Source organism: Skermanella pratensis (assembly GCF_008843145.1).
Classification (GTDB): domain Bacteria; phylum Pseudomonadota; class Alphaproteobacteria; order Azospirillales; family Azospirillaceae; genus Skermanella; species Skermanella pratensis.
Map to the genome: position 1 here is coordinate 3971038 of NZ_CP030265.1, position 19823 is coordinate 3990860.

Sequence of the window (19823 nt, forward strand, 5' to 3'; positions counted from 1 at the left end):
TCCAAGCAGCATGTATTCGGAGCAACGAGATGGTCTTCTCCGGACTATCGTATTCACCCTTGTCTTCGGATTTTCTGATTACCAGGGCCAGGCGTCTGACCTGGGGCTTCGTGGCCGTCCAATGTCTGCTGTGCATTGTTGCCGTCAAAGCGGTGGCCGACCTGCTGTCGTTTGTCATGCTGCTTGCCGCAGCCGGCATCGTGCTGGACTCGCCGGCAATAGCGGAACTGATGAAGACTCCCGAGGGACAGCAGGAATTCTGGGCCTACCTGATCAACAATTCGGTCGCTCTGCGGGCTGAATGGAATCTCGACTGGCCGCTTTTCCTGATCACCATGACGGGCATCTGCGCGATCTGGGTTCTCAGCCGCAAGCGGCGCAAGCCCATGGCCGGTAAGCCGCTGTCCACGCTGTACCCGGACCTGCCCCTCCCCGACAATCTGCGGGACCGGAAGATAGTTCTGTCAGACCAAAGCGTCGTCACCCGCGATACCATCTTCGTCAGCATGCCTATCGCCCGCTTGGCCAGGACCAACGTCGAGCATTTCTTCTTCTTCCTTCAGCATGAATGGTTCCACCACAGGACGGGCGACGCCGCGTTGGTTCCCTTCGCAACCTATCTCGGCAAGGTGAGCGCGGTCTTCCTGTCAGCATATCTCGGCGGGCTGGTCATCCCGTTCCTCATTCCGTTGAATTGGCTCGATGAGCTTCCCGTCATGAAGATCCTGGCCGTGATCCTGATCGCCGTACTGGGCTTCTCGGCAACCTATCGCCTCTTCAAGTACGATACCGGACGGTTCCAGTATCTGAAGGAACAGCTGGCCGATGGTTTCGCGGCCACCAGGACCGGCGTGGTTCCCTCGACCCTGTTCCTGGACGAGACCCCCAGCCGGGCATCGCCTTTCCTCGATTCCACGCCTGCGGCGGCGGAGCGGCGCGATTTCCTGGCGCATGGCCGGACCGACCAGCCGGTGGCGCTGCTTTCGATCCTGATCTGCAAGTGGGCCATGGTCCGGACGGTGGCTTTGATCGTCGCCGCCAATCCGATCCTGGCGATCCCCGGCGTGATCCTCATCGACTGCATGCTGTTGCCGGCCCTTGCGCCGATCGTCCTGTCCGCCTGGCGTCTCCGGGCGGAGAGGTTTTCGGCGGTCTCCCGGTGGGCGCCCGCTTTGGCGGCCCTGCTGCTTCTGGCCGGCTTCCCGATGTGGCTGGCCTTCATCCTGAACAGTCTTCCGACGGGCGTGCCCGACAGCTCGACCTGGACGGCGGCCCATTTCCTGCTGGCGCTGCCGACCCTGCCTACGCTGGTCCTGATCGTCTTCGTCGCGGGACTCGCCGGGAGACGCTTCCGGAGCGGCAAGCCATGATCCGCAACCGAACGATCGGCATCGTCCGATGGCTCGGGCGACAACTATCCATAGCGGTCCTGCTCTTGGCATCGTTCTGCGTGCTCGTGACGATCGGCGGGACTATCGTCGCCTGGCAGGCTCCGCATACCTTGGACGCGGCGGGCGGACTGGTGGCGTTCTGCCTGACCGTCGCCAGCGCCTACAACGTCTTTGCCTGGAAAGACCGGGGCAGTCAGCATTTCAGGCTCTTGCGGCTCAGCGTGACGGCCGAGGGCGGGCTGTTGGCCGTTAGCGCCTTCCCGGTCTCCTATCTGTTCCGCGTCGTAGATCTGGCGATGGCCCGGACTTCGAGCGGCGACTTTTCTTCAGATGGGCTGAAGGGCGTGCTGGGCACCATGCTGACCGATCCGCCGGACGGCGTCATGGCGCGGGCCGGAATGGATGCGCTCGCCCTGTCGTTGCCTCTGCTCTGCATCTACGCCGCGCGCTTGTGGCAGGTGCGGCTCGACTCCGAACAACTTGGACAAGGATAGGTCCCATGCCCGACCTGACACGAGACCTCGCCTTCGACGTGATCGAAGCCATCGCTCCCGAAGAGCGCGGCATGCTTGACGCCTTCTATGAGATCCTGATCGGCGGAGTCGCCGGCGCGGCGGCGGGCGACATCGAATCGCCCGGGTTCGGCCAGATCGGGGCCGGGCTCGACAACGACATCTGCCGTCAGGTCGTGACCGTCAGCCACATCCTGACCCGGACCGTCCGGACCCGCGATCCGCAGGCTGCCGCGGCCCTGGCGCTCGAAGAACTCTGGAAGCGGTGGTGCCGTCTCGAAGACTGGCTGGAGGATTGCGGCGGCTCCCCCGCGCTGGTCCGATCCTTCCAGGAAGCGCTGCTGCGCCGGGGGCGGCCACGACCGACGAAGCGGTCTTCGTCTCGACCGCGATGCGCCTGTTCGGCCTTCCGGACCCGGATCTGGACGATCCCGACAACGTCCTCGCGCGGGCCCTGCGGTTCGACCCCGCGCTCCCGACCAGCGCCTGAGCTGAGCGACCGGTGCCGACATGAAGCAGCCCCGCCCTGAAATCCGCGAAGATCAAGCCGTGAAATGGGCTTACGCGCTGGCTTGCGCAGCCACCGGCGTCGCGCGCGACAACCGTGCCCGGGTGGTCGAACTGTCGGCGCGCAAGGAGGAACTCCAGAAGAAATGGTCCCAGACCGCCATCGATTCCACCGTCACGCTGCTGAACCTGCCGAACGCCGGCCGGACCGCCGGCTTCTGCCGGATCATGGGCGTCAAGCCGGCCTTCTCCTCGGTGGTCGCGCTGGAAGCCTTCGCGCGCATCTCCCAGGGACTTGAGGTCGCGGAAAGGCAGCGCCTGGACGGGACGATGCTGGCCTTCGCCGGAGCCATGATGGTTTACCATGTCGCCCAGGTCTGGCAGGCACTTTCCACGAATACCGACAACGAGCCGACGATGCAGCGGCTGGGCCTGGGGACGGCCTCCGCCGAACTCGTCTACAAGCTGGTCTGGAAGACCGAAACGGATTGGCTCCTCCGCACCCTGCTGGGTCTCGGCCGGCTCCCCGACCCACCGGAGGCGGTGGACCGCAGGGGCATCAGCGCCGTGCGGACCCATGCCGAACTCCGCGCCGCGTCCAGGCAATCCACCCTGCCCAGGAGGTTGGCGGAACTGGAAAGCCTGAGCGCCGACTGCTGGCACTTCCTGATATCGGCACGCAAATGGACGACGGCGAACATCGACCTGGTTCCCGCCGCCCTGTGCTGATCGCGGGGCACCCGGAAGCGCCTGCCGTGCCCCATGAAAGGAAATCGGCGCGCACCGAAGTGCGCGCCGATACCTGGCTTTCGAGACCGGCCGGGACCGGCAGGCGTCATCCCACCATCTCGGGAACCTTCTCCTCCTCGTTGTCCGTCGGAGGCGGATCGGGATAGGTGAAGGTCAGCTTGTCGTCCACCACGGTCACCTTGACGGTGCCGCCCTTGGCGAGCTTGCCGAACAGCAGTTCCTCGGCCAACGGCTTCTTGATGTTCTCCTGGATCACGCGGCCGAGCGGCCGGGCGCCATAGAGAGGATCGTAGCCCTTCTTGCCGAGCCACTCCCGGGCCTCGTCGGTCAGCTCGATCGTCACGCCGCGGTCCGTGAGCTGGGCCTCCAGCTGGATGACGAACTTGTCGACGACCAGGCTGATGACCTCCGGCGACAGCGCGGAGAACGGGATGATGGCGTCCAGCCGGTTGCGGAACTCCGGCGTGAACATCCGGTTGATCGCCTCCATGTCCTCGCCGACCCGGGCCGACCGCTCGAACCCGATCGCCGGCTTCGCCATGTCGGAGGCGCCCGCGTTCGTGGTCATGATCAGGATCACGTTGCGGAAATCGACCGTCTTGCCGTTGTGATCGGTCAGCTTGCCGTGGTCCATCACCTGCAGCAGGATGTTGAACAGGTCCGGGTGGGCCTTCTCGATCTCGTCGAGCAGCAGGACCGCGTGCGGATGCTGGTCGATCGCGTCGGTCAGCAGGCCGCCCTGGTCGAACCCGACATAGCCGGGAGGCGCGCCGATCAGGCGCGACACGGTATGCCGCTCCATGTACTCGGACATGTCGAACCGGATCAGCTCGATCCCCAGCGTCATGCTGAGCTGGCGAGCCGCCTCGGTCTTGCCGACGCCGGTCGGGCCGCTGAACAGGTAGTTGCCGATCGGCTTCTCCGGATCGCGCAGGCCGGCACGGGCCAGCTTGATCGCCGAGGACAGGGCCTCGATCGCCTTGTCCTGGCCGAACACCATGGTGCGCAGGTCGCGCTCCAGGTTCAGCAGCACCTCGCGGTCGTCGCGCGACACGCTCTTGGGCGGGATCCGGGCGATCTTGGCGACCACCGCCTCGACGTCCTTGACCGAGATGGTCTTCTTGCGCCGCGACTCCGGCACCAGCATCTGGGCGGCGCCCACCTCGTCGATGATATCGATGGCCTTGTCCGGCAGCTTGCGGTCGCCGATGTAGCGCGCCGACAGTTCGACCGCCGAACGGATCGCCTCGTTGGTGTAGCGGATCCGGTGGTACTTCTCGTAGTACGGCTTCAGGCCCCGCAGGATCTTGACCGCGTCCTCGATCGACGGCTCGTTGACGTCGATCTTCTGGAAGCGCCGGACCAGCGCCCGGTCCTTCTCGAAGTAGTTGCGGTATTCCTTGTAGGTCGTCGAACCGACGCACCGCAGCGCGCCGCTGGCAAGCGCCGGCTTCAGCAGGTTGGACGCGTCCATCGCACCACCCGAGGTCGCACCGGCACCGATCACGGTGTGGATCTCGTCGATGAAGAGGATGGCGCCTTCCATCGCCTCGAGTTCGGACAGGACCGCCTTCAGCCGCTCCTCGAAGTCGCCGCGGTACCGGGTGCCGGCCAGCAGCGATCCCATGTCGAGCGAGAAGATGGTCGCGTTCTCCAAAACGTCCGGGACTTCGCCATGGACGATCCGGCGGGCCAGGCCCTCGGCGATGGCGGTCTTGCCGACGCCGGGATCACCCACGTAAAGCGGGTTGTTCTTGGAGCGGCGGCACAGGATCTGGATGGTCCGCTCGACCTCCTGCTCCCGCCCGATCAGCGGATCGATCTTCCCGCTGGCCGCCTTCTTGTTGAGGTTGACACAATATGCCTCGAGAGCTTCAGTGCCTTTCTTCACGACCTTCTCCGCCGCAGCGTCGTCGTCAGCTCCTGATACCCGCTTCGTTTCGTTGCGGCCCGGCGCCTTCGCGATCCCGTGAGAAATATAGTTCACCGCGTCGAACCGGGTCATTTCCTGCTCCTGCAGGTAATAGACCGCATGGCTCTCGCGTTCAGAGAACAGCGCCACCAGCACATTCGCTCCCGTCACTTCTTCGCGACCGGAACTTTGTACGTGGATCGCCGCCCGCTGCAGCACCCGCTGGAAGCCGGCAGTCGGCTTCGCGTCCTCGGGACGGTTTGTGATCAGATTCGAAAGCTCGTTGTCGAGGTACTCGCCAAGCTCCGAGCGCAGCTTGTCGAGGTTCACGCCGCACGCCCGCAGGACGGCTACCGCATCCTGGTCTTCCGTGAGCGCGAGCAGGAGATGCTCAAGCGTGGCGTATTCGTGACGGCGCTCGTTGGCGTAGGCTAAGGCTCGGTGCAGCGATTGCTCGAGATTACGCGAGAGCATGCCGGGCTAATCCTTCTCCAGGGTGCATTGCAAAGGATGCTGGTGTTGGCGGGCAAAGTCCATCACCTGGGTGACCTTCGTTTCGGCTACCTCGTAGGTGAAAACTCCGCAGATGCCGACGCCACGCCGATGCACGTGCAACATGATGCGCGTGGCTTCCTCGCGGTTCTTGTTGAAGAATCGCTCCAACACCAGAACGACGAACTCCATCGGAGTATAGTCGTCGTTCAGCATTAGAACTTTGTACATAGAGGGTTTCTTCGTCTTGGGCTTGGCCTTGACGACCACTCCCGTCACGGTCCCCTCGTCCCCGTGCTTGTCGCTGTCGGCCATGGGCAAATTTAGCAATCATCGCGATGGACATCCTCCGACAATCATATGAGATTTCCGGACGCGCTTGGAAGAGGCGTCTTGCGCCAAATCCACATCGGGGGGAAGGATTCCTGAGAATTGTTCCCAAGGACCCGACCTCGCGCAATAATCGAAATGCCCTGGCCCTCGAAACAGGTCCGACGGACCGGCCGTTCCGAACGCGAACGGCCCGGCGGTCACTCTGGACCGCCGGGCCGTTCACGTTTCGACTCCGCGGGATGCGGCGCGCCGCCGAAGCTTGGCGCCGTTCCGAAACTTTTCCCGGGTTACGCCGCCAGCGGCTTGCCCAGCTTCTCGATGGTGGCGTTGAGGCGGGCGTTGATCGGCTGGAACGCCTCGTTGGCGACCTTGACCGACAGCTCCGACATCTTGGCGCTTTCGGCCAGCGCGGTGTCGAGCGTGGACTTGGTGTAGCTGGACTGCAGGTCGACCAGGTCGCGGACGGTCTTGACGCCCAGTGCGGCCTTGCCGGCGGCGGCGCCGCTCTCCAGGGAGGACTGGGAGTAGGCCAGCGTGCGCTTGCTCAGCTCCTCGAAACCCTTCGCGAGGACGGTGCCCGCCTGGATCAGGGCATCGACGTTCGCCTTGCTGAAGGTGGTGTATTCCTCGTAACCCTTGGCGATCTGCGCGGATGCCTTCTCGAACTGCTCCTTGGAGACGGTCGCGAACTGCTCGTAGGTCGGGGTCGTGGCCATTTGGACTTCCTTTCGGTTGGTCGCCGCCACCGACTCCATCGGGCCGCCACCGACTCCATCGGAGGGTCGCGGCAAGGTTTCGTGTATGCTTGCGTCAGGCTTCCGAACTTTCATGCTGCACTGCAGCAATGCCCTTACTATAGGCATTTTCAGGACGGCGTCAACGGTTTTGTTGCAGTGCACAATAACACTGCCGGAACCCGCCGCGGTCTCGTTAATGGGGTATTCACCAAGACCCGGCATGGTCGGTCGCCGGTCGGGAACCGCGCTTGTGGCGGAACCTGCGGCGTGACAGGATGTGTCGCCTCTTCGCCTTTGGATTTACCGGAAATGACCTATTGCCTCGGCATCAAGACCCGCGATGGCCTGATCGGCCTGTCCGATGGGCGCATCACCAGCGGCTCCCAGCTTTCGGCGGCCCGCAAGGTCACGATCATGGGGTCGGGAGGCCATCGCTTCTTCATCATGAATTCGGGCCTGCGCAGCGTCCGCGACAAGACGCTGGCGTATCTGCGCCGCGACATGTCCAAGCGTCCGACCGAGACATTCTCCAGCATGCTCGACGCGGTCGGCGCCTTCACCGCCTGTCTGCGGCAAGTCGCCGCGGAGGACAAGGAGGCCCTGGAGGCCAGCAAGCTGCACTTCAACCTTCACGCGATCATCGGCGGCCGGCTGTCCGACGACCGCGAGCCGACCATGTTCCTGGTCTATCCCGAAGGCAACTGGATAGAGGTGGACGAGCGCACGCCCTACCTCTCGATCGGGGCGACCGCCTACGGCAAGCCGATCCTGGACCGGGCGCTTCGTTACGACACGTCCATGCAGACGGCGCTGAAACTGGCGTACCTGTCGTTCGACTCGACCCGCTTCAGCTCGGCCGACGTCGGGTTCCCGATCGACATGGTGACGATGACCAACAGCGACAGCAACTGGCGCCAGGCCCAGTTCGACTATGACGACCTGGTCGACCAGCGGCAGTGGTGGAACCGCAACCTGACCGACCTGGCCCAGCGCATGCCGGACGGCCCCTGGATCGACAAGCTGATGCCCGCCCCTCAGCCGACGCTGGCGGTGGTCGGCGGCGACGACCGGGAATAGCCTCCCGGGGGGCCGAGGCGGCGCCCCGGGGCCGGTCGAGCACAAGCTCGCCCTTCCGCCGAGTTATCGAAGCAGCCCCGACAACGCTTCCGCCGCGGTCCGTCCGTCGATGATTTCAAGCCGCTCGGCTGGGTTGGAGAAGGCGGTGAGAAAATAGGCGCCGTCGTGACAGCCGCTGGCCAGCCAGAGCACCCCGCCCGGTCGCGTCCGGAACCCCCGCAGCGGCGTGTCGAACACGCCGCTGTCGGCGAGGCTTCGGGTCAGCCAGTCGAACTGTTCGGGCGACAGCCGGATGCGGGAGGCGGCGCTTTCGCCGTTGCCCAGGGCTTCTTCCGGCTGGCGGCGCGACAGGTCGGCCGCCGGGATCTCGCGCGCTTCCACCACGGCTCCGCCGCGCTGGCCGGAGCGCATGTCGTCGCCCTCCCCATGCACCTCGTAGGTCCTGAGCTGCGCGCTGGCCTGGGCGTTGTAGATCAGACGGTAGCGGTCGGGAGCCTCGACGGAGCACTGGGCCCGCAGATCCTCCCCGTTCACGTAGCTGAACCAGGTGAGCTTTCGTGCGCCGTCATCCCCGTCCGGGCCGAACGAGGCGCATCCGGTCAGGACATGACCGAACAGGACGAGGGCCGCGGCGGCCGGACCGAACGGAGGCAGGCGCATACCGGACAATATACCACCGCCTGCGGAGAGGGACGATAGCGGCACCCGACAATCTTCCGGTGCGCCACCGCCTCATCCTTTTGGGATCGGGTTCGGGACTCCGCCGAGACTACCGCTTGATGAAAGGACGGTAGACATTGATTCGACACGAACTTACCATCCGGCGAAAGGTTTGTTCAGAAGGTGTATTGGGGGCTCCGCCGTGTCAAATCAGTCCCGCCGACCGGGCTTTCTCACCCTGCTCGTCCTGGCCCTGTCGTTCTTCCTCATCGGCCCCCTGGCGGACCCGGCACTGGCGCAATCGAGATATGCCTCCATCGTGATCGATGCCGGGAACGGGGAGGTCCTGTACCGGGCCAATGCCGACGACCCCAAGTATCCGGCGTCGCTGACCAAGATGATGACCCTCTACCTGACCTTCGAGGCGCTGGAGAAGAAGCGCATCAAGCTCGGGCAGAGCCTGACGGTGTCCCGCAAGGCGGCGTCGCAGCCGCCGACCAAGCTGGACCTCAAGCCCGGCCAGCGGATCAAGGTCGAGCATGCGATCCTGGCGCTGGTGACCAAGTCGGCAAACGATGCCGCCATGGTGCTGGCCGAGGGGATCGGCGGTTCGGAAAGTCGGTTCGCCACCATGATGAACCAGAAGGCACGCCGGCTCGGCATGATGCAGACGAGGTTCCGCAACCCTCACGGTCTGCCGGACGAGCGGCAGGTCTCGACCGCGCGCGACCTCGCGACCCTGGCTTCCGCCCTGATCCGCGACCATCCCAAGTACTATCCCTATTTCAGCCGGGCCAGCTTCACCTATCGCGGCGTGGAGCATCCCAACCATAACCGCCTGATGGGCGCGTACCAGGGCATGGATGGGCTGAAGACCGGCTATATCCGGGCATCGGGCTTCAATCTCGCAGCATCGGCGGTGCGCCAGGACCGGCGCCTGATCGCGGTGGTGATGGGGGGCGATACGCCGGCATGGCGCGACGCCCATCTGGCGGAACTGCTCGACCAGGGCTTCGCCACGCCGCGCACGCCGGCGCCGCTGGTGGCTTCGCTCCGCGCGCCCGCCATGCCGAACCGCAAGCCGGACACCGCCGGCGGCAACGTGGAGGTCGCCAGCCTGGAGGAGGTCGTCGACAGTTCCGACCTCGCGACGCTGGCCGCCACCGTGAGCCCGCCGCTCGGCGCGGCCGGCAGCGCGGTCGTGGCCGAGACCGCCGTCTGGGGCGTGCAGGTCGGCGCCTTCAGCGACGCCGGCGCGGGCCGCAAGGCGCTCGACACGGTGAGCCGCCGCCTGCCCTCGTTGCTCGCCCAGGCCTATCCGCAGATGATCCAGGTGACGACGGGATCCGGCCGCCTGTTCCGCGCCCGCCTTATGGGCCTGGACGAAACCACAGCGCGGAACGTCTGCGCCAGCCTGGAGCGGGCCGGCGACGACTGCATCATGGTGGCGCCCCAGGGGCTGTGACAGTCCCCGCTCGATGTTCTGCGATGCGTTGGGCCACGGCCCGACGCTTGGAGCAAAATGTCTCGGCCGGAAGACTAGTGGTCCTGCACAGTGTTTTTGATGACGTTCGGCGGAGCGGAGTGCCGTAGGTCGGCCTTCGCCCGTCAGGGCGAACGACGACGCCCTGCGTCAACGCTCCGGCCACGCTGTCGGCGTCGGCCTTCGGCCGAGGCCGACCTACGATAAATCAATCAAAACCACTGTGCCGAGCCACTAGTCCAGCTCACCCGCCAGCACGGCGCCGCGGGACGCCATGGCGTACAAGCCCATATGGTGGGTCTCGGCCTGGGGATGGGCCGCAGTGTCGGGCAGGCCCAAGTCTCGGGCGACGGCGAGGGGCAGGTCGTAGGTGGCGCATCCGGGCTCGTAGACCACGATGTCCTCCAGATCCCCGGCCATGCCGTGGTTACGCGCCGACAGAAGGGTCAGCACGAAATCCATCACGCAGATGTCGGTGCAGATGCCGACCGCCAGCACCGCCTTCAGCCGGTTCCCCGTGATCCAGTCCAGCAGGCGGTTGCGGCCGTCCGGCTCGATCGCGCCGACGAAACCGTTGATGCAGTCCTTCCGGATCAGCGTGGCACTGGGAGAATCGGCAAGCCACTCCAGTTCGCCCACCAAGTTCTCCTGGCCGGTGCCGATCTCGCAATGGGGCGGATAGGGCGGCTCGGGCTTGCCGGGGACATGGGTGTCGAGGAAGGCCAGGGTCGGCCATCCCGCCGCCTCGAACCGGCGCGCCAGCGCGACGGTCTCGGCCACCATCCGGGCGACCTGGGCATTGGGGGCGGCGGGGGCCAGCGGGCCGCAGCCGACCGTGCAGAACCCGTGGACTTCGTCGACGATGACCAGGCCGGTGGGCTTGGATGCCGGGTCGAACCGGCCGAGCGCTATGGGAAGGGTCCGGCTGAAGAGGGTGTCCGGCATGGCGATGGTCCTTGATCACCGTAGGTCCGATAGAGCGAAGCGGCATCCGACAAGGCCGGTGCGTGGCTGTCGGGTGCCGCTTCGCTCTATCCGACCTGCAGGATACGGCAAACTTCGGAAGATCAGAAGTCCGCCGGCGCCGAGATGCCGCTGGCGCCGAGTTGCTCGACCAGCAGGGCCTTCAGGCGCGCCAGCCCCTCGGGGCTGAACGCCTCGCAGCGGGCGACCAGCACGTCCTGGGTGTTGGACGCGCGCAGCAGCCACCAGCCGTCCTCGGTGTTGACCCGGACGCCGTCGATGTCGTTGACCTTGGCGCCGCTCGCCGCCAGGCGCGCCTTGACCTCCTTGACCACGGCGAACTTGCGCTCCTCGTCGGTCTGGAAGCGGACTTCCGGCGTGTTGAACACCTCCGGCAGCACGTCCCGAAGCTCGGCCAGCGTCTTGTCGGACTTGGCGACCAGGGCCACCAGCCGGATGCCGCAATAGAGCGCGTCGTCGAAGCCGTACCACTTGTCGGCGAAGAAGATATGCCCGCTCATCTCGCCGGCCAGCGGCGAGCCCGTCTCGGCCATCTTGGCCTTGAGCAGGGAATGGCCGGTCTTCCACATCAGCGGCTTGCCGCCCAGGCGCTCGATCTCGTCGAACAGGGTCTGGCTGGCCTTGACGTCGGCGATGATGGTGCCGCCGGGATGGGTCTTCAGCACCTCGGACGCGTAGATCGCGACGAGCTGGTCGCCCCAGACGATCCGGCCGCCGGCATCGACCGCGCCGATCCGGTCGCCGTCGCCGTCGAAGGCGATGCCCAGGTCGCACTTGTGCCGGGCCACGGCCTGCTGCAGGTCCACCAGGTTCTCCGGCATGGTCGGGTCCGGGTGGTGGTTCGGGAAGTTGCCGTCGATGTCCTCGAACAGCAGGACATGCTTGCCCGGCAGCCTGGCCGTCAGCCGCTTCAGGATCTCGCCGGCGGCGCCGTTGCCGGCGTCCCAGGCGACGGTCAGGTCGCGGGCGCCGTCATAGTCCTTCAGCAGACGCTCGACATAGGCGTCGCGGACGTCGATCTTCTCCGCCCTGCCCTCGCCCACGGCATAGTCGCCCCTGGCCGCGATCTCGCCCAGCTCCAGGATGGCCTGGCCATAGACCGGAGCCTTGCCCATCATCATCTTGAAGCCGTTGTAATCAGGCGGATTGTGCGATCCGGTGATCATCACGCCGGCCGAGGCCTCGCGGTCGCGGACCGCGAAATACAGCATCGGGGTCGGCCCCAGGCCGATCCGCTCGACATGCAGGCCGGTCGAGACCAGCCCTTCGACCAGGGCCGCCTCCAGTTCCACGGAGCTGAGCCGGCCGTCATAGCCGACGCAGACCCGATCGCCGCCGCCCCTGACCACCACGGTGCCGAAGCTGCGCCCGATCGCCCGGGCGTCGGCGGCGGTCAGGGTCTTGCCGACGATGCCGCGGATATCGTACTCGCGCAGGACGGTACCGTGGAACTTGTGGGTTTCAGTCATGACTCGAGAACCTTCTCGCGCAGTTCGCGATTGTTGATCCGGAAACGCGAGGGGCGCCCGACGCAGGTATAGGCGAACCCGGCCATCTCCATGTCATCCGGATTGTAGACATTGCGGAGGTCTACCATAACCGGAGTTTTCATCAACTCCCGCACGCGCTTAAGGTCTAGCACGCGGAACTCGTTCCACTCCGTGAGGAGTGCCACGGCCGAAGCCCCCTCCAGGGTCTCGTAAGCGTCGCCGCACCACTGGACGCCGGGCAGCAGTTTCTCCGCCTCGTGGCGTCCGGCCGGATCGAAGGCCCGGATCACGGCGCCTTTCTCCTGCAGGGCCGGAAGGATGTCCAGCGACGGGCTGTCGCGCATGTCGTCGGTGTTCGGCTTGAAGGTGACGCCGAGCACCGCGATGGTCTTGCCGTCCACCTCGCCGCCGCAGGCCTCGACGATCCGGTCGGCCATGGACCGCTTGCGCTTGGTGTTGATGTCCACCACCGTCTCGACGATCCGAAGCGGCGAGCCGTAATCCTGGGCGGTGCGGACCAGCGCCAGGGTGTCCTTCGGGAAACACGACCCGCCGTAGCCGGGGCCGGGATGCAGGAACTTCTTGCCGATCCGGCCGTCCAGCCCGATGCCCTTGGCGACGTCGTGGACGTCGGCCCCGACCTTCTCGCACAGGTCGGCGATCTCGTTGATGAAGGTGATCTTGGTCGCCAGGAAGGTGTTCGCCGCGTACTTGATCAGCTCGGCGGTCTCCAGGCTGGTCATGACGATGGGCGTCTCGATCAGGTAGAGCGGCCGGTACAGGGCGCGCATCACCGCGCGGGCGCGGTCGCTGTCGGTCCCGATGACGACCCGGTCCGGGCGCAGGAAATCGCCGATGGCCGAACCTTCCCGCAGGAACTCGGGGTTGGACGCCACTCCGAAATCGACGTCGGGGCGGGTCTTGCGGATGATGCGCGCGACCTCGCGTCCGGTGCCGACCGGCACGGTCGACTTGGTCACGATCACCGTGTAATCGTTGATGCCGCGGGCGATCTCCTCCGCGGCGGCATAGACGTAGCTGAGGTCGGCATGGCCGTCGCCCCGGCGGGACGGCGTGCCGACGGCGATGAACACCGCGTCGGCATCGGCGACCGAACCGGCCAGGTCCAGGCTGAAGGACAGGCGCCCGGCCTTGACGTTCTTCGCGACCAGATCGTCGAGCCCCGGTTCATAGATCGGAATTTCGCCGCGGTTCAGCCGCTCGATCTTGCTGGCGTCCTTGTCGACGCACACGACGTTGACGCCGAACTCGGAAAAACAGGCGCCCGAAACCAAGCCGACATAGCCGGTTCCGATCATTGCGATACGCATGGGCCGTGCCCTTTATCTCAATATTTCAATGTAACGGCCGGCCGGAAACCGGCCGGATCAACAGGTCGATCGGTTCGGGATCGGATCACATCAGCTTGGCGATGGCCTCGCGGACCAGCTGCCCGATGTCGGGACGCTGCAGCGCGAACGCCAGGTTGGCCTCCAGGAAGCCGACGCGGTCGCCGCAATCGTACCGGGTGCCCTCGAACCGGAGGCCGTGGAACGGCTGGTTCCCGATCAGGCGCGCCATGCTGTCGGTGAGCTGGATTTCGTTGCCGGCGCCCCGCTCCTGGCGGTCCAGGTGGCCGAAGACCTCCGGCTGGAGGATGTAGCGGCCGATGATCGACAGGGTGGACGGCGCCACATCGGGCTTCGGCTTCTCGACCAGGCCCTTAACCGCGGCCAGCCGGCCGTCGTCGGACGCCACGTCCAGGATGCCGTAGCGGTTCGTATGCTCGCGCGGCACGTCCACGACGGCGACGATGTTGCCGCCGACGTCGTCATAGGCCTCGACCATCTGCTTGAGGCAGGGGGTGCCGGCCAGCACGACGTCGTCGGGGAGCAGGACCGCGAACGGCTCGTCGCCGACCAGCTTGCGCGCGCACCAGACCGCATGGCCCAGGCCGAGCGGCTGCTGCTGGCGGGTGTAGAAAAGCTTGCCGGAGCCGATCTCCGTCGATTGGACGGCCTCGAGCGCATCGAGCTTGCCGCGGGTCTCGAGGACCTTGTTGAGATCGCCATTGATGTCGAAATGGTCTTCGATCGCCGATTTGCCCTGGCTGGTCACGAAGATGATGTCTTCGATGCCGGCGGCGCGAGCTTCCTCGACGGCGTGCTGGATCAGCGGCTTGTCGACCAGGGGCAGCATCTCCTTGGGGATGGCCTTGGTCGCGGGCAGGAACCGGGTGCCCAGTCCGGCAACCGGGAAAACCGCTTTACGCACTGCTTTACGCATGGGTGTCTCTTTTCGCTACGCGTGGAATGATGGGAAGAACCCGAAGCGGCACTTTACGACTTGAATTTTCTGCCACAAGCGTGTGCTGCGGCGCAACCCACGCTTTACGAGCGTAAGAGCAGATCTTTGGCCTGATTGATCTTGGCCGCGAGATATGTCGACCCGCCCTGATCGGGGTGCATCTTCAGCATAAGTCTTCTGTGGGCATCCTTTATTTCGCCCGCGCTTGCGCCGGGCTGAAGGCCTAATACCTCATAGGCTTCCGCGCGCGTCATCGCGCCGCCGGTGCTCCGTGAACCCGCGGACCCGCGTTCGTGTTCCCCGGCACCCGAAGCGCCGGCACGCCAGTCCTCCTCCCGGGTCCTGTCGAGATAGGCTTCGAGGATCGCCGCGGATTGCGAGTCGCCGTCGCGGCATTCCTGGAGCAGGTCCATCAGGTCGGCCAGCCCGAGGTCGTCCAGCCCCCTGCCCTGGAACCGGCCGCGCAGCACCTCGCCGTTCATCCGGCCGCTGTCATGGTCGAGCCGCATCCGCAGGAACGAGGTTTCGATCGTGGAGCTCTGCCCCCCGGAGGGACCGGCCGCGGCCCTCACGCGATTCACCAGGGCGCGCCAGCGCAGCACCATCGGCAGGGCGAAGGCGGCCACCGCCATCGCGGTGGCGAGACGTCCGGTGATCGCCAGGAAGAAGACCACCACCACCGTGACGCCGATCATGGTGTACTTCACGCCCTTCGCGAGGCTCTTCGGGTCCGCGCTGACGAAGGCCTGCGCCAGCAGGTAGAAACCCACGAGAAGTGCTATGCCGAGCAGGAACAGCGGGAACATCGGGGCTTGCGTCCCTACCTGTTGCCGACCTGGTGGGAGAGCCGGCGCACCACCTCGCCCTTGCTCCGGCTGTAGTCGGCCAGTGCCGGCCGGCCGCCGGCGGCGAAGACCGCGACGGCGCTCAGCAGTTCCTTCAGCTGCTGGGCGCTGGAGGCGTCGAAGGGGCAATAGGCTCCGCCGCTCAGGCGGGCGATCTGCTCGAAGGCCCGCCGGGCGATCGGTTCGCCGCCCTCGTGGAACATGAATACCGGAACGCCGAGCAGCCCCAGCTCCCCGGCATGGTGGCAGATCTTGTCGACATCCTCCTCCATGCAGTCGCCGACGAACACGACGGCGTCCACCTTCTCGCGCCGGCTCTCCTTCAGGGCATGGTTCAGAACGCGGTCGATCTGGGTCTGGCCGCCCAGGCAGGTGACCGATGTCATCCGCTTCAGCAGGTCCTTGGCGTTGCCGACCCACGGGCTCGCCTGGCACTGGCGGAACCCGCGATAGAACACGAGCTGTACGTCCAGGCCGCCGAGCGCCGCCGTCGCCTCGAACATCTCGGCCTGAATCTGGCATGCCTTGTCCCAGGACGGCTGCCGGCTGGCGGTCGCATCCATGGCGAACATCAGGCGTCCGCGCCGGCCGGTCTGCTTGAGGTTGGGCGTCGCCGCCACCTTACGCAGGAAGGCATCCACGTCGGATTGGGCGGACTTGGTAGTCGGCAGTGTCTTGTCATCGTCTGCCATGGCGGCCCATATCTCCTAATCGATGGGAAACTGAGGGCGTGCGTTCCATAAACTGAGATGGAACCGGATTCGTCCTCTTTCCAGGGCCGATTCTTTCGGAGAGGCGGGCGGAGATCCAGGCCGTGACGGTCACCCCGCCCGCAGCCAGACCGCCGTGTCGTGGAACACCGCCCCGCCGAGCGGCGGCCCCGGATCGGCGCCGGTCAGCACGTTGATTCCCCTGCCCTCCACGAAGCAGTCGTTCGGCCAGATCCCCTCGACCACGACGACCCCGGCCTGGAGCCCGTCGAACGGCCTGACATGAACCAGCACGCTGCCGCGTCGGTTGCCGATCCGGACCAGCCCGCCGTCGGCCAGCCCCAGCCTGCCGCAGTCCTCCGGGTGGACCAGTGCGGTCGGCCGCCCCTCGCGCTTCCTGGCGCTCGGCGTCTCGGTGAAGCTGCTGTTCAGGAACTGGCGGGCCGGCGGGGCGACCAGCCGGTAGGGATGCTCGTCCGTCGCGGCGTCGATCACGTCGAAATGGTCGGGCAGCGGCGGCATGTCGGCATGGTTCGGCCCGACCCTGGACCAGTCCGGCTTGAAGTGGAACCGCCCGTCCGGCGTGCCGAATCCCTGGAGGAAGTGGCTGTCGGTCTCCGCGATGCAGTCGTGCCAGCGCTTGTCGCGCAGCGTCGCGGCATCGGGCCAGCCGGACGCCTTCAGGGTGGCGTCGACCAGCTCCCACGCGGTCATGTCGAAACCGGGATGCTCCGCCCCGAGCCGGCGGGCGAGACCGCGGATGACCTCGTGGTTCTCCCGGCAATCGCCGGGCGGATCGATCTGCCTGGCCCCGACCTGGAGATGCATCTGCCCGCCGGCGGTGTAGAGGTCGTCATGCTCCAGCATCATGGTCGCCGGCAGGACGATGTCCGCCAGCCGGGCCGTGTCGGTCATGAACTGCTCGTGCACGCAGACGAACAGGTCGTCGCGCAGCAGGCCGGCCCGCACCTTCCCGCTTTCCGGGGCCACCGTCGCGGGGTTGGTGTTCTGGATCAGCATCGCGTGGACCTGCGGCCCGGCGCCCAGCGCGTCCCGCTCCCCGGCCAGCACCGGCCCGATCCTGGACATGTCGAGCACGCGGACCCCGGGGTCCAGGCGGTCGCGCCCTTCGATCAGCGTCTTGTCCAGACGGTAGATCGCCGAATTGCTGTAGAGCGCCCCGCCGCCCTCGTGGGCCCAGGCGCCGGTGACGACCGGCAGGCAGCTTACCGCATGCATCTGGGCGGAGCCGTTGCGGCTGCGCGAGAAGCCGTAGCCGAGCCGGAGGAAGCTTCGCTTGACGGCGCCGTACAGCCGCGCGAATCCGACGATCGCCTCCTCGTCCAGGCCGGTGATGGAAGCCGCCCAGGCCGGCGTGCGGGTCGCCAGATGCCGCTCCAGCTCGTCCGGCGCGTCGGCGTAGCGCGCCATGTAGTCCCGGTCGGCGTATCCTTCCTTGAACAGCACGTGCATGACCGCGCAGGCGAGCGCGCCGTCGGTGCCGGGGCGCGGCGCCAGGTGCAGGTCGGCGCGCTCGGCCGTCCCGGTGCGGTAGGGATCGACGACGACCAGCTTGGCGCCGCGCTCCTTCCGGGCGCGCGAGATCCAGCTCATGACGTTGACCTGGGTCGCCACGGGGTTGCCGCCCCAGACCACGATCAGGTCGGACAAGGCCATCTCGCGCGGGTCGGCGCCGCGCTTGACCCCGTTGCCGGCCAGCCAGCCGGCATCGGCCAGCGCCGTGCAGATCGTCGTCGCCTGGCGCGAATAGCCCATGACGTTGCGCAGGCGTTCGATGCCGTCGCGCTGAACATGGCCCATGGTGCCGGCGTAGTAATAGGGCCAGACAGCTTCGGGGCCGTGGTCGCGGCCGACGCGGGCGAACTGCTCGGCCACGATGTCGAGCGCCGCGTCGAACGGGATCTCCCGCCACTTCCCTTCGCCCTTGGCCCCCACCCGCTGGAGCGGCTTGGTCAGGCGGTCCGGATGATGGACCCGTTCGGCATAGCGGGAGACCTTGGCGCAGATGACGCCGTCCGTATAGCTGTTGTCCGGGGCGCCGCGCACCCGGCCGATGCGGTTCGGGGCGATCCGCTCGACTTCCAGCGCGCAGGTGCTGGGGCAATCATGCGGACAGACGGATGGGACGAACGTCGAATCAGGCACCGGCTGAACTTTCGATAGACGCGCCGCGGAGCGGTCTGGGCATGTCGGCGCAGATCAAATCTAGCCACATCCGGAGGTTCCGGCAATCGGCCTTACCTGACGGACCCTCCGCCGTGCTAACTTCCCGCAGCGAAATTTCAAACCGAGGAGTTCATGTTCGCCTGGGAACTGATCGTGGTCGTTCTGCTGATCTTGCTGAACGGCTTCTTCGCCATGTCCGAACTGGCCGTGGTATCCGCCCGGCGGGCAAGACTTCAGCAAATGGCCGAGGGAGGCCACCGGGGAGCCCGGGCGGCGATGCGCCTGGTGGACGATCCGTCCAAGTTCCTGTCCACGGTCCAGGTCGGCATCACCCTGATCGGAATCCTCGCCGGCGCCTATGGCGGCGCCACCCTGGCGGGATACCTGGCGGTGGAGCTGCGCCGCATCCCGGCGATCCAGCCCTATGCGGACGGCGTCTCGTTCGCCGTGGTGGTCGCTTTCATCACGTACCTGTCGCTGATCATCGGCGAACTGGTGCCCAAACGCATAGCCCTGGTCAACGCCGAGCGGATCGCCGCCCTGGTTGCCCGGCCCATGGGCTTCGTCGCGATGCTCGGGGCGCCGCTGGTCTGGCTGCTCGGCGTCTCGACCAACCTGGTTCTCCGCCTGCTTCGCCTCAACCAGGTGAAGCAGGCGGAGGTTACCGAGGAGGAGGTCAAGTCGATGATCGCCGAGGGTGCCCGCACCGGCGTGTTCGACCCGGCCGAGCGCGAGATGATCGAGGGCGTGCTGCGGCTGGCCGACCGGAGCGTGCGGACCATCATGACGCCGCGCCCCGACGTCCACTGGCTCGACATCGACGACGATCCCGAGACGATCCGGCGGGAGATCGCCGAGAGCGGCCGGTCGCGGTTCCCGGTCAGCCGCGGCGACCTGGACGAGATCGTCGGCATCGTCAACACCAAGGACCTGCTCGACAAGATCCTGACCGGCCGGCCGCTCGACCTCCAGGCCACCTTGAACAAGCCCCTGATCATCCACGACGGCACCCAGGTGCTGCGGGTGCTGGAGCTGTTCAAGCAGACCGGCCTGCACATGGCGATCGTGGTCGACGAGTACGGTTCGGTCGAAGGCATCGCCACCGCCACCGACATCCTGGAAACCATCGCCGGCGAGTTCCCCGAGGCGGGCGAGGACGACGCCGGGGTGGTGCGCCGGGAGGACGGGACCTGGCTTGTGGACGGCATGCTGCCGATCGACGAGGTCGAGCACCGGCTGGGCCTGCGCGGCCTGCGCGGGGACCGCGATTTCCACACGCTGGCCGGGTTCGTCATGGCCGAACTGGGGCACGTGCCCAGCGCCGGCGAACATTTCGCCTGGCGCGGCAGCCGGTTCGAGGTGGTCGACATGGACGGCCGCCGGGTCGACAAGGTGCTGGTCGCGATCCCGCCGGCGGATGAGGAAGACGAGGGTTCGTCGATCTGA

General features: G+C 66.4%; 18 protein-coding genes. 7 read left to right on the forward strand and 11 right to left on the reverse strand.

Features of this window, described 5'->3' with window-relative positions:
* Positions 1-152: 152 nt before the first annotated feature.
* The 4 genes from DPR14_RS18225 to DPR14_RS18240 are packed head-to-tail and all read left to right on the forward strand — an operon-like array spanning position 153 to position 3139.
* Positions 153-1370, forward strand: a complete 1218-nt coding sequence (locus DPR14_RS18225) for a hypothetical protein (RefSeq protein ID WP_192499016.1) — start codon at positions 153-155, stop codon at positions 1368-1370.
* Positions 1367-1885, forward strand: a complete 519-nt coding sequence (locus DPR14_RS18230; protein ID WP_158046424.1) for a hypothetical protein — start codon at positions 1367-1369, stop codon at positions 1883-1885. The genes DPR14_RS18225 and DPR14_RS18230 overlap by 4 nt, the downstream gene beginning before the upstream one ends.
* A 5-nt stretch (positions 1886-1890) precedes the next feature.
* Complete coding sequence (locus DPR14_RS18235; RefSeq protein ID WP_158046425.1) at positions 1891-2433, forward strand: hypothetical protein; 543 nt, start codon at positions 1891-1893, stop codon at positions 2431-2433.
* A 19-nt stretch (positions 2434-2452) separates the two neighbouring features.
* Positions 2453-3139, forward strand: a complete 687-nt coding sequence (locus DPR14_RS18240) for a hypothetical protein (RefSeq protein ID WP_158046426.1) — start codon at positions 2453-2455, stop codon at positions 3137-3139.
* A 106-nt stretch (positions 3140-3245) separates the two neighbouring features.
* Here DPR14_RS18240 and clpA read toward each other — a convergent pair whose 3' ends face one another.
* The 3 genes from clpA to DPR14_RS27485 all read right to left on the reverse strand — a co-directional run bounded on the left by clpA (position 3246) and on the right by DPR14_RS27485 (position 6613).
* Entirely contained in the window at positions 3246-5546 is a 2301-nt protein-coding gene (gene clpA, locus DPR14_RS18245; protein ID WP_158046427.1) for an ATP-dependent Clp protease ATP-binding subunit ClpA, read from the reverse strand.
* A gap of 6 nt (positions 5547-5552) precedes the next feature.
* A complete protein-coding gene (gene clpS / locus DPR14_RS18250; RefSeq protein ID WP_158046428.1) occupies positions 5553-5879 on the reverse strand; it encodes an ATP-dependent Clp protease adapter ClpS in 327 nt (108 codons plus the stop codon).
* 305 nt (positions 5880-6184) lie between these two features.
* The gene (locus tag DPR14_RS27485) at positions 6185-6613 is read right to left on the reverse strand and encodes a phasin family protein (protein WP_192499017.1); all 429 of its coding nucleotides are present in this window, start codon (positions 6611-6613) and stop codon (positions 6185-6187) included.
* Between the two features lie 330 nt (positions 6614-6943).
* On the opposite strand from DPR14_RS27485, the gene DPR14_RS18260 reads away from it, so the two are divergent.
* A complete protein-coding gene (locus DPR14_RS18260; RefSeq protein ID WP_158046430.1) occupies positions 6944-7711 on the forward strand; it encodes a proteasome-type protease in 768 nt (255 codons plus the stop codon).
* A gap of 63 nt (positions 7712-7774) precedes the next feature.
* Here the strand turns inward: DPR14_RS18260 and DPR14_RS18265 are convergent, their stop codons facing one another.
* Positions 7775-8371: a hypothetical protein gene (locus tag DPR14_RS18265; RefSeq protein WP_158046431.1), complete on the reverse strand. Its 597-nt coding sequence runs from the start codon at positions 8369-8371 to the stop codon at positions 7775-7777.
* Between the two features lie 202 nt (positions 8372-8573).
* Here DPR14_RS18265 and DPR14_RS18270 point away from each other — a divergent pair, with 202 nt between their 5' ends.
* Entirely contained in the window at positions 8574-9836 is a 1263-nt protein-coding gene (locus tag DPR14_RS18270) for a D-alanyl-D-alanine carboxypeptidase family protein (protein WP_211103817.1), read from the forward strand.
* A 252-nt stretch (positions 9837-10088) separates the two neighbouring features.
* Here DPR14_RS18270 and DPR14_RS18275 read toward each other — a convergent pair whose 3' ends face one another.
* From DPR14_RS18275 to DPR14_RS18305, 7 genes are all read right to left on the reverse strand, one after another.
* The gene (locus DPR14_RS18275) at positions 10089-10799 is read right to left on the reverse strand and encodes an isochorismatase family protein (protein ID WP_158046432.1); all 711 of its coding nucleotides are present in this window, start codon (positions 10797-10799) and stop codon (positions 10089-10091) included.
* Positions 10800-10921: 122 nt separating this feature from the next.
* Positions 10922-12307 (reverse strand): phosphoglucomutase/phosphomannomutase PgmG, encoded by a 1386-nt coding sequence (gene pgmG / locus DPR14_RS18280; RefSeq protein ID WP_158046433.1) that lies wholly within the window; start codon positions 12305-12307, stop codon positions 10922-10924.
* Positions 12304-13659 (reverse strand): UDP-glucose dehydrogenase family protein, encoded by a 1356-nt coding sequence (locus DPR14_RS18285; protein WP_158046434.1) that lies wholly within the window; start codon positions 13657-13659, stop codon positions 12304-12306. Before DPR14_RS18285 ends, pgmG begins: the two co-directional genes overlap by 4 nt.
* A gap of 85 nt (positions 13660-13744) precedes the next feature.
* Positions 13745-14614, reverse strand: coding sequence for a UTP--glucose-1-phosphate uridylyltransferase GalU (gene galU, locus DPR14_RS18290; RefSeq protein WP_158046435.1), 870 nt, complete (start codon positions 14612-14614; stop codon positions 13745-13747).
* A gap of 104 nt (positions 14615-14718) precedes the next feature.
* Entirely contained in the window at positions 14719-15441 is a 723-nt protein-coding gene (locus tag DPR14_RS28355; RefSeq protein ID WP_158046436.1) for a DnaJ domain-containing protein, read from the reverse strand.
* A 14-nt stretch (positions 15442-15455) separates the two neighbouring features.
* A complete protein-coding gene (locus tag DPR14_RS18300; protein ID WP_158046437.1) occupies positions 15456-16172 on the reverse strand; it encodes a vWA domain-containing protein in 717 nt (238 codons plus the stop codon).
* Between the two features lie 129 nt (positions 16173-16301).
* Positions 16302-18356 (reverse strand): molybdopterin-containing oxidoreductase family protein, encoded by a 2055-nt coding sequence (locus DPR14_RS18305; RefSeq protein ID WP_158046438.1) that lies wholly within the window; start codon positions 18354-18356, stop codon positions 16302-16304.
* A gap of 153 nt (positions 18357-18509) precedes the next feature.
* Between DPR14_RS18305 and DPR14_RS18310 the strand changes: the two genes are divergently transcribed.
* Positions 18510-19823 (forward strand): hemolysin family protein, encoded by a 1314-nt coding sequence (locus DPR14_RS18310; protein ID WP_158046439.1) that lies wholly within the window; start codon positions 18510-18512, stop codon positions 19821-19823.

Excerpts from the sequence above, each read along its gene's own strand:
- DPR14_RS18285 (WP_158046434.1), bottom strand. The coding sequence starts at position 13,659 with ATGCGTATCGCAATGATCGGAACCGGCTATGTCGGCTTGGTTTCGGGC.
- DPR14_RS27485 (WP_192499017.1), bottom strand. The coding sequence starts at position 6,613 with ATGGCCACGACCCCGACCTACGAGCAGTTCGCGACCGTCTCCAAGGAG.
- DPR14_RS18300 (WP_158046437.1), bottom strand. The coding sequence starts at position 16,172 with ATGGCAGACGATGACAAGACACTGCCGACTACCAAGTCCGCCCAATCC.
- DPR14_RS18265 (WP_158046431.1), bottom strand. The coding sequence starts at position 8,371 with ATGCGCCTGCCTCCGTTCGGTCCGGCCGCCGCGGCCCTCGTCCTGTTC.
- clpS (WP_158046428.1), bottom strand. The coding sequence starts at position 5,879 with ATGGCCGACAGCGACAAGCACGGGGACGAGGGGACCGTGACGGGAGTG.
- DPR14_RS18230 (WP_158046424.1), top strand. The coding sequence starts at position 1,367 with ATGATCCGCAACCGAACGATCGGCATCGTCCGATGGCTCGGGCGACAA.
- pgmG (WP_158046433.1), bottom strand. The coding sequence starts at position 12,307 with ATGACTGAAACCCACAAGTTCCACGGTACCGTCCTGCGCGAGTACGAT.
- DPR14_RS28355 (WP_158046436.1), bottom strand. The coding sequence starts at position 15,441 with ATGTTCCCGCTGTTCCTGCTCGGCATAGCACTTCTCGTGGGTTTCTAC.
- galU (WP_158046435.1), bottom strand. The coding sequence starts at position 14,614 with ATGCGTAAAGCAGTGCGTAAAGCGGTTTTCCCGGTTGCCGGACTGGGC.
- DPR14_RS18275 (WP_158046432.1), bottom strand. The coding sequence starts at position 10,799 with ATGCCGGACACCCTCTTCAGCCGGACCCTTCCCATAGCGCTCGGCCGG.
- DPR14_RS18235 (WP_158046425.1), top strand. The coding sequence starts at position 1,891 with ATGCCCGACCTGACACGAGACCTCGCCTTCGACGTGATCGAAGCCATC.
- DPR14_RS18310 (WP_158046439.1), top strand. The coding sequence starts at position 18,510 with ATGTTCGCCTGGGAACTGATCGTGGTCGTTCTGCTGATCTTGCTGAAC.
- DPR14_RS18260 (WP_158046430.1), top strand. The coding sequence starts at position 6,944 with ATGACCTATTGCCTCGGCATCAAGACCCGCGATGGCCTGATCGGCCTG.
- clpA (WP_158046427.1), bottom strand. The coding sequence starts at position 5,546 with ATGCTCTCGCGTAATCTCGAGCAATCGCTGCACCGAGCCTTAGCCTAC.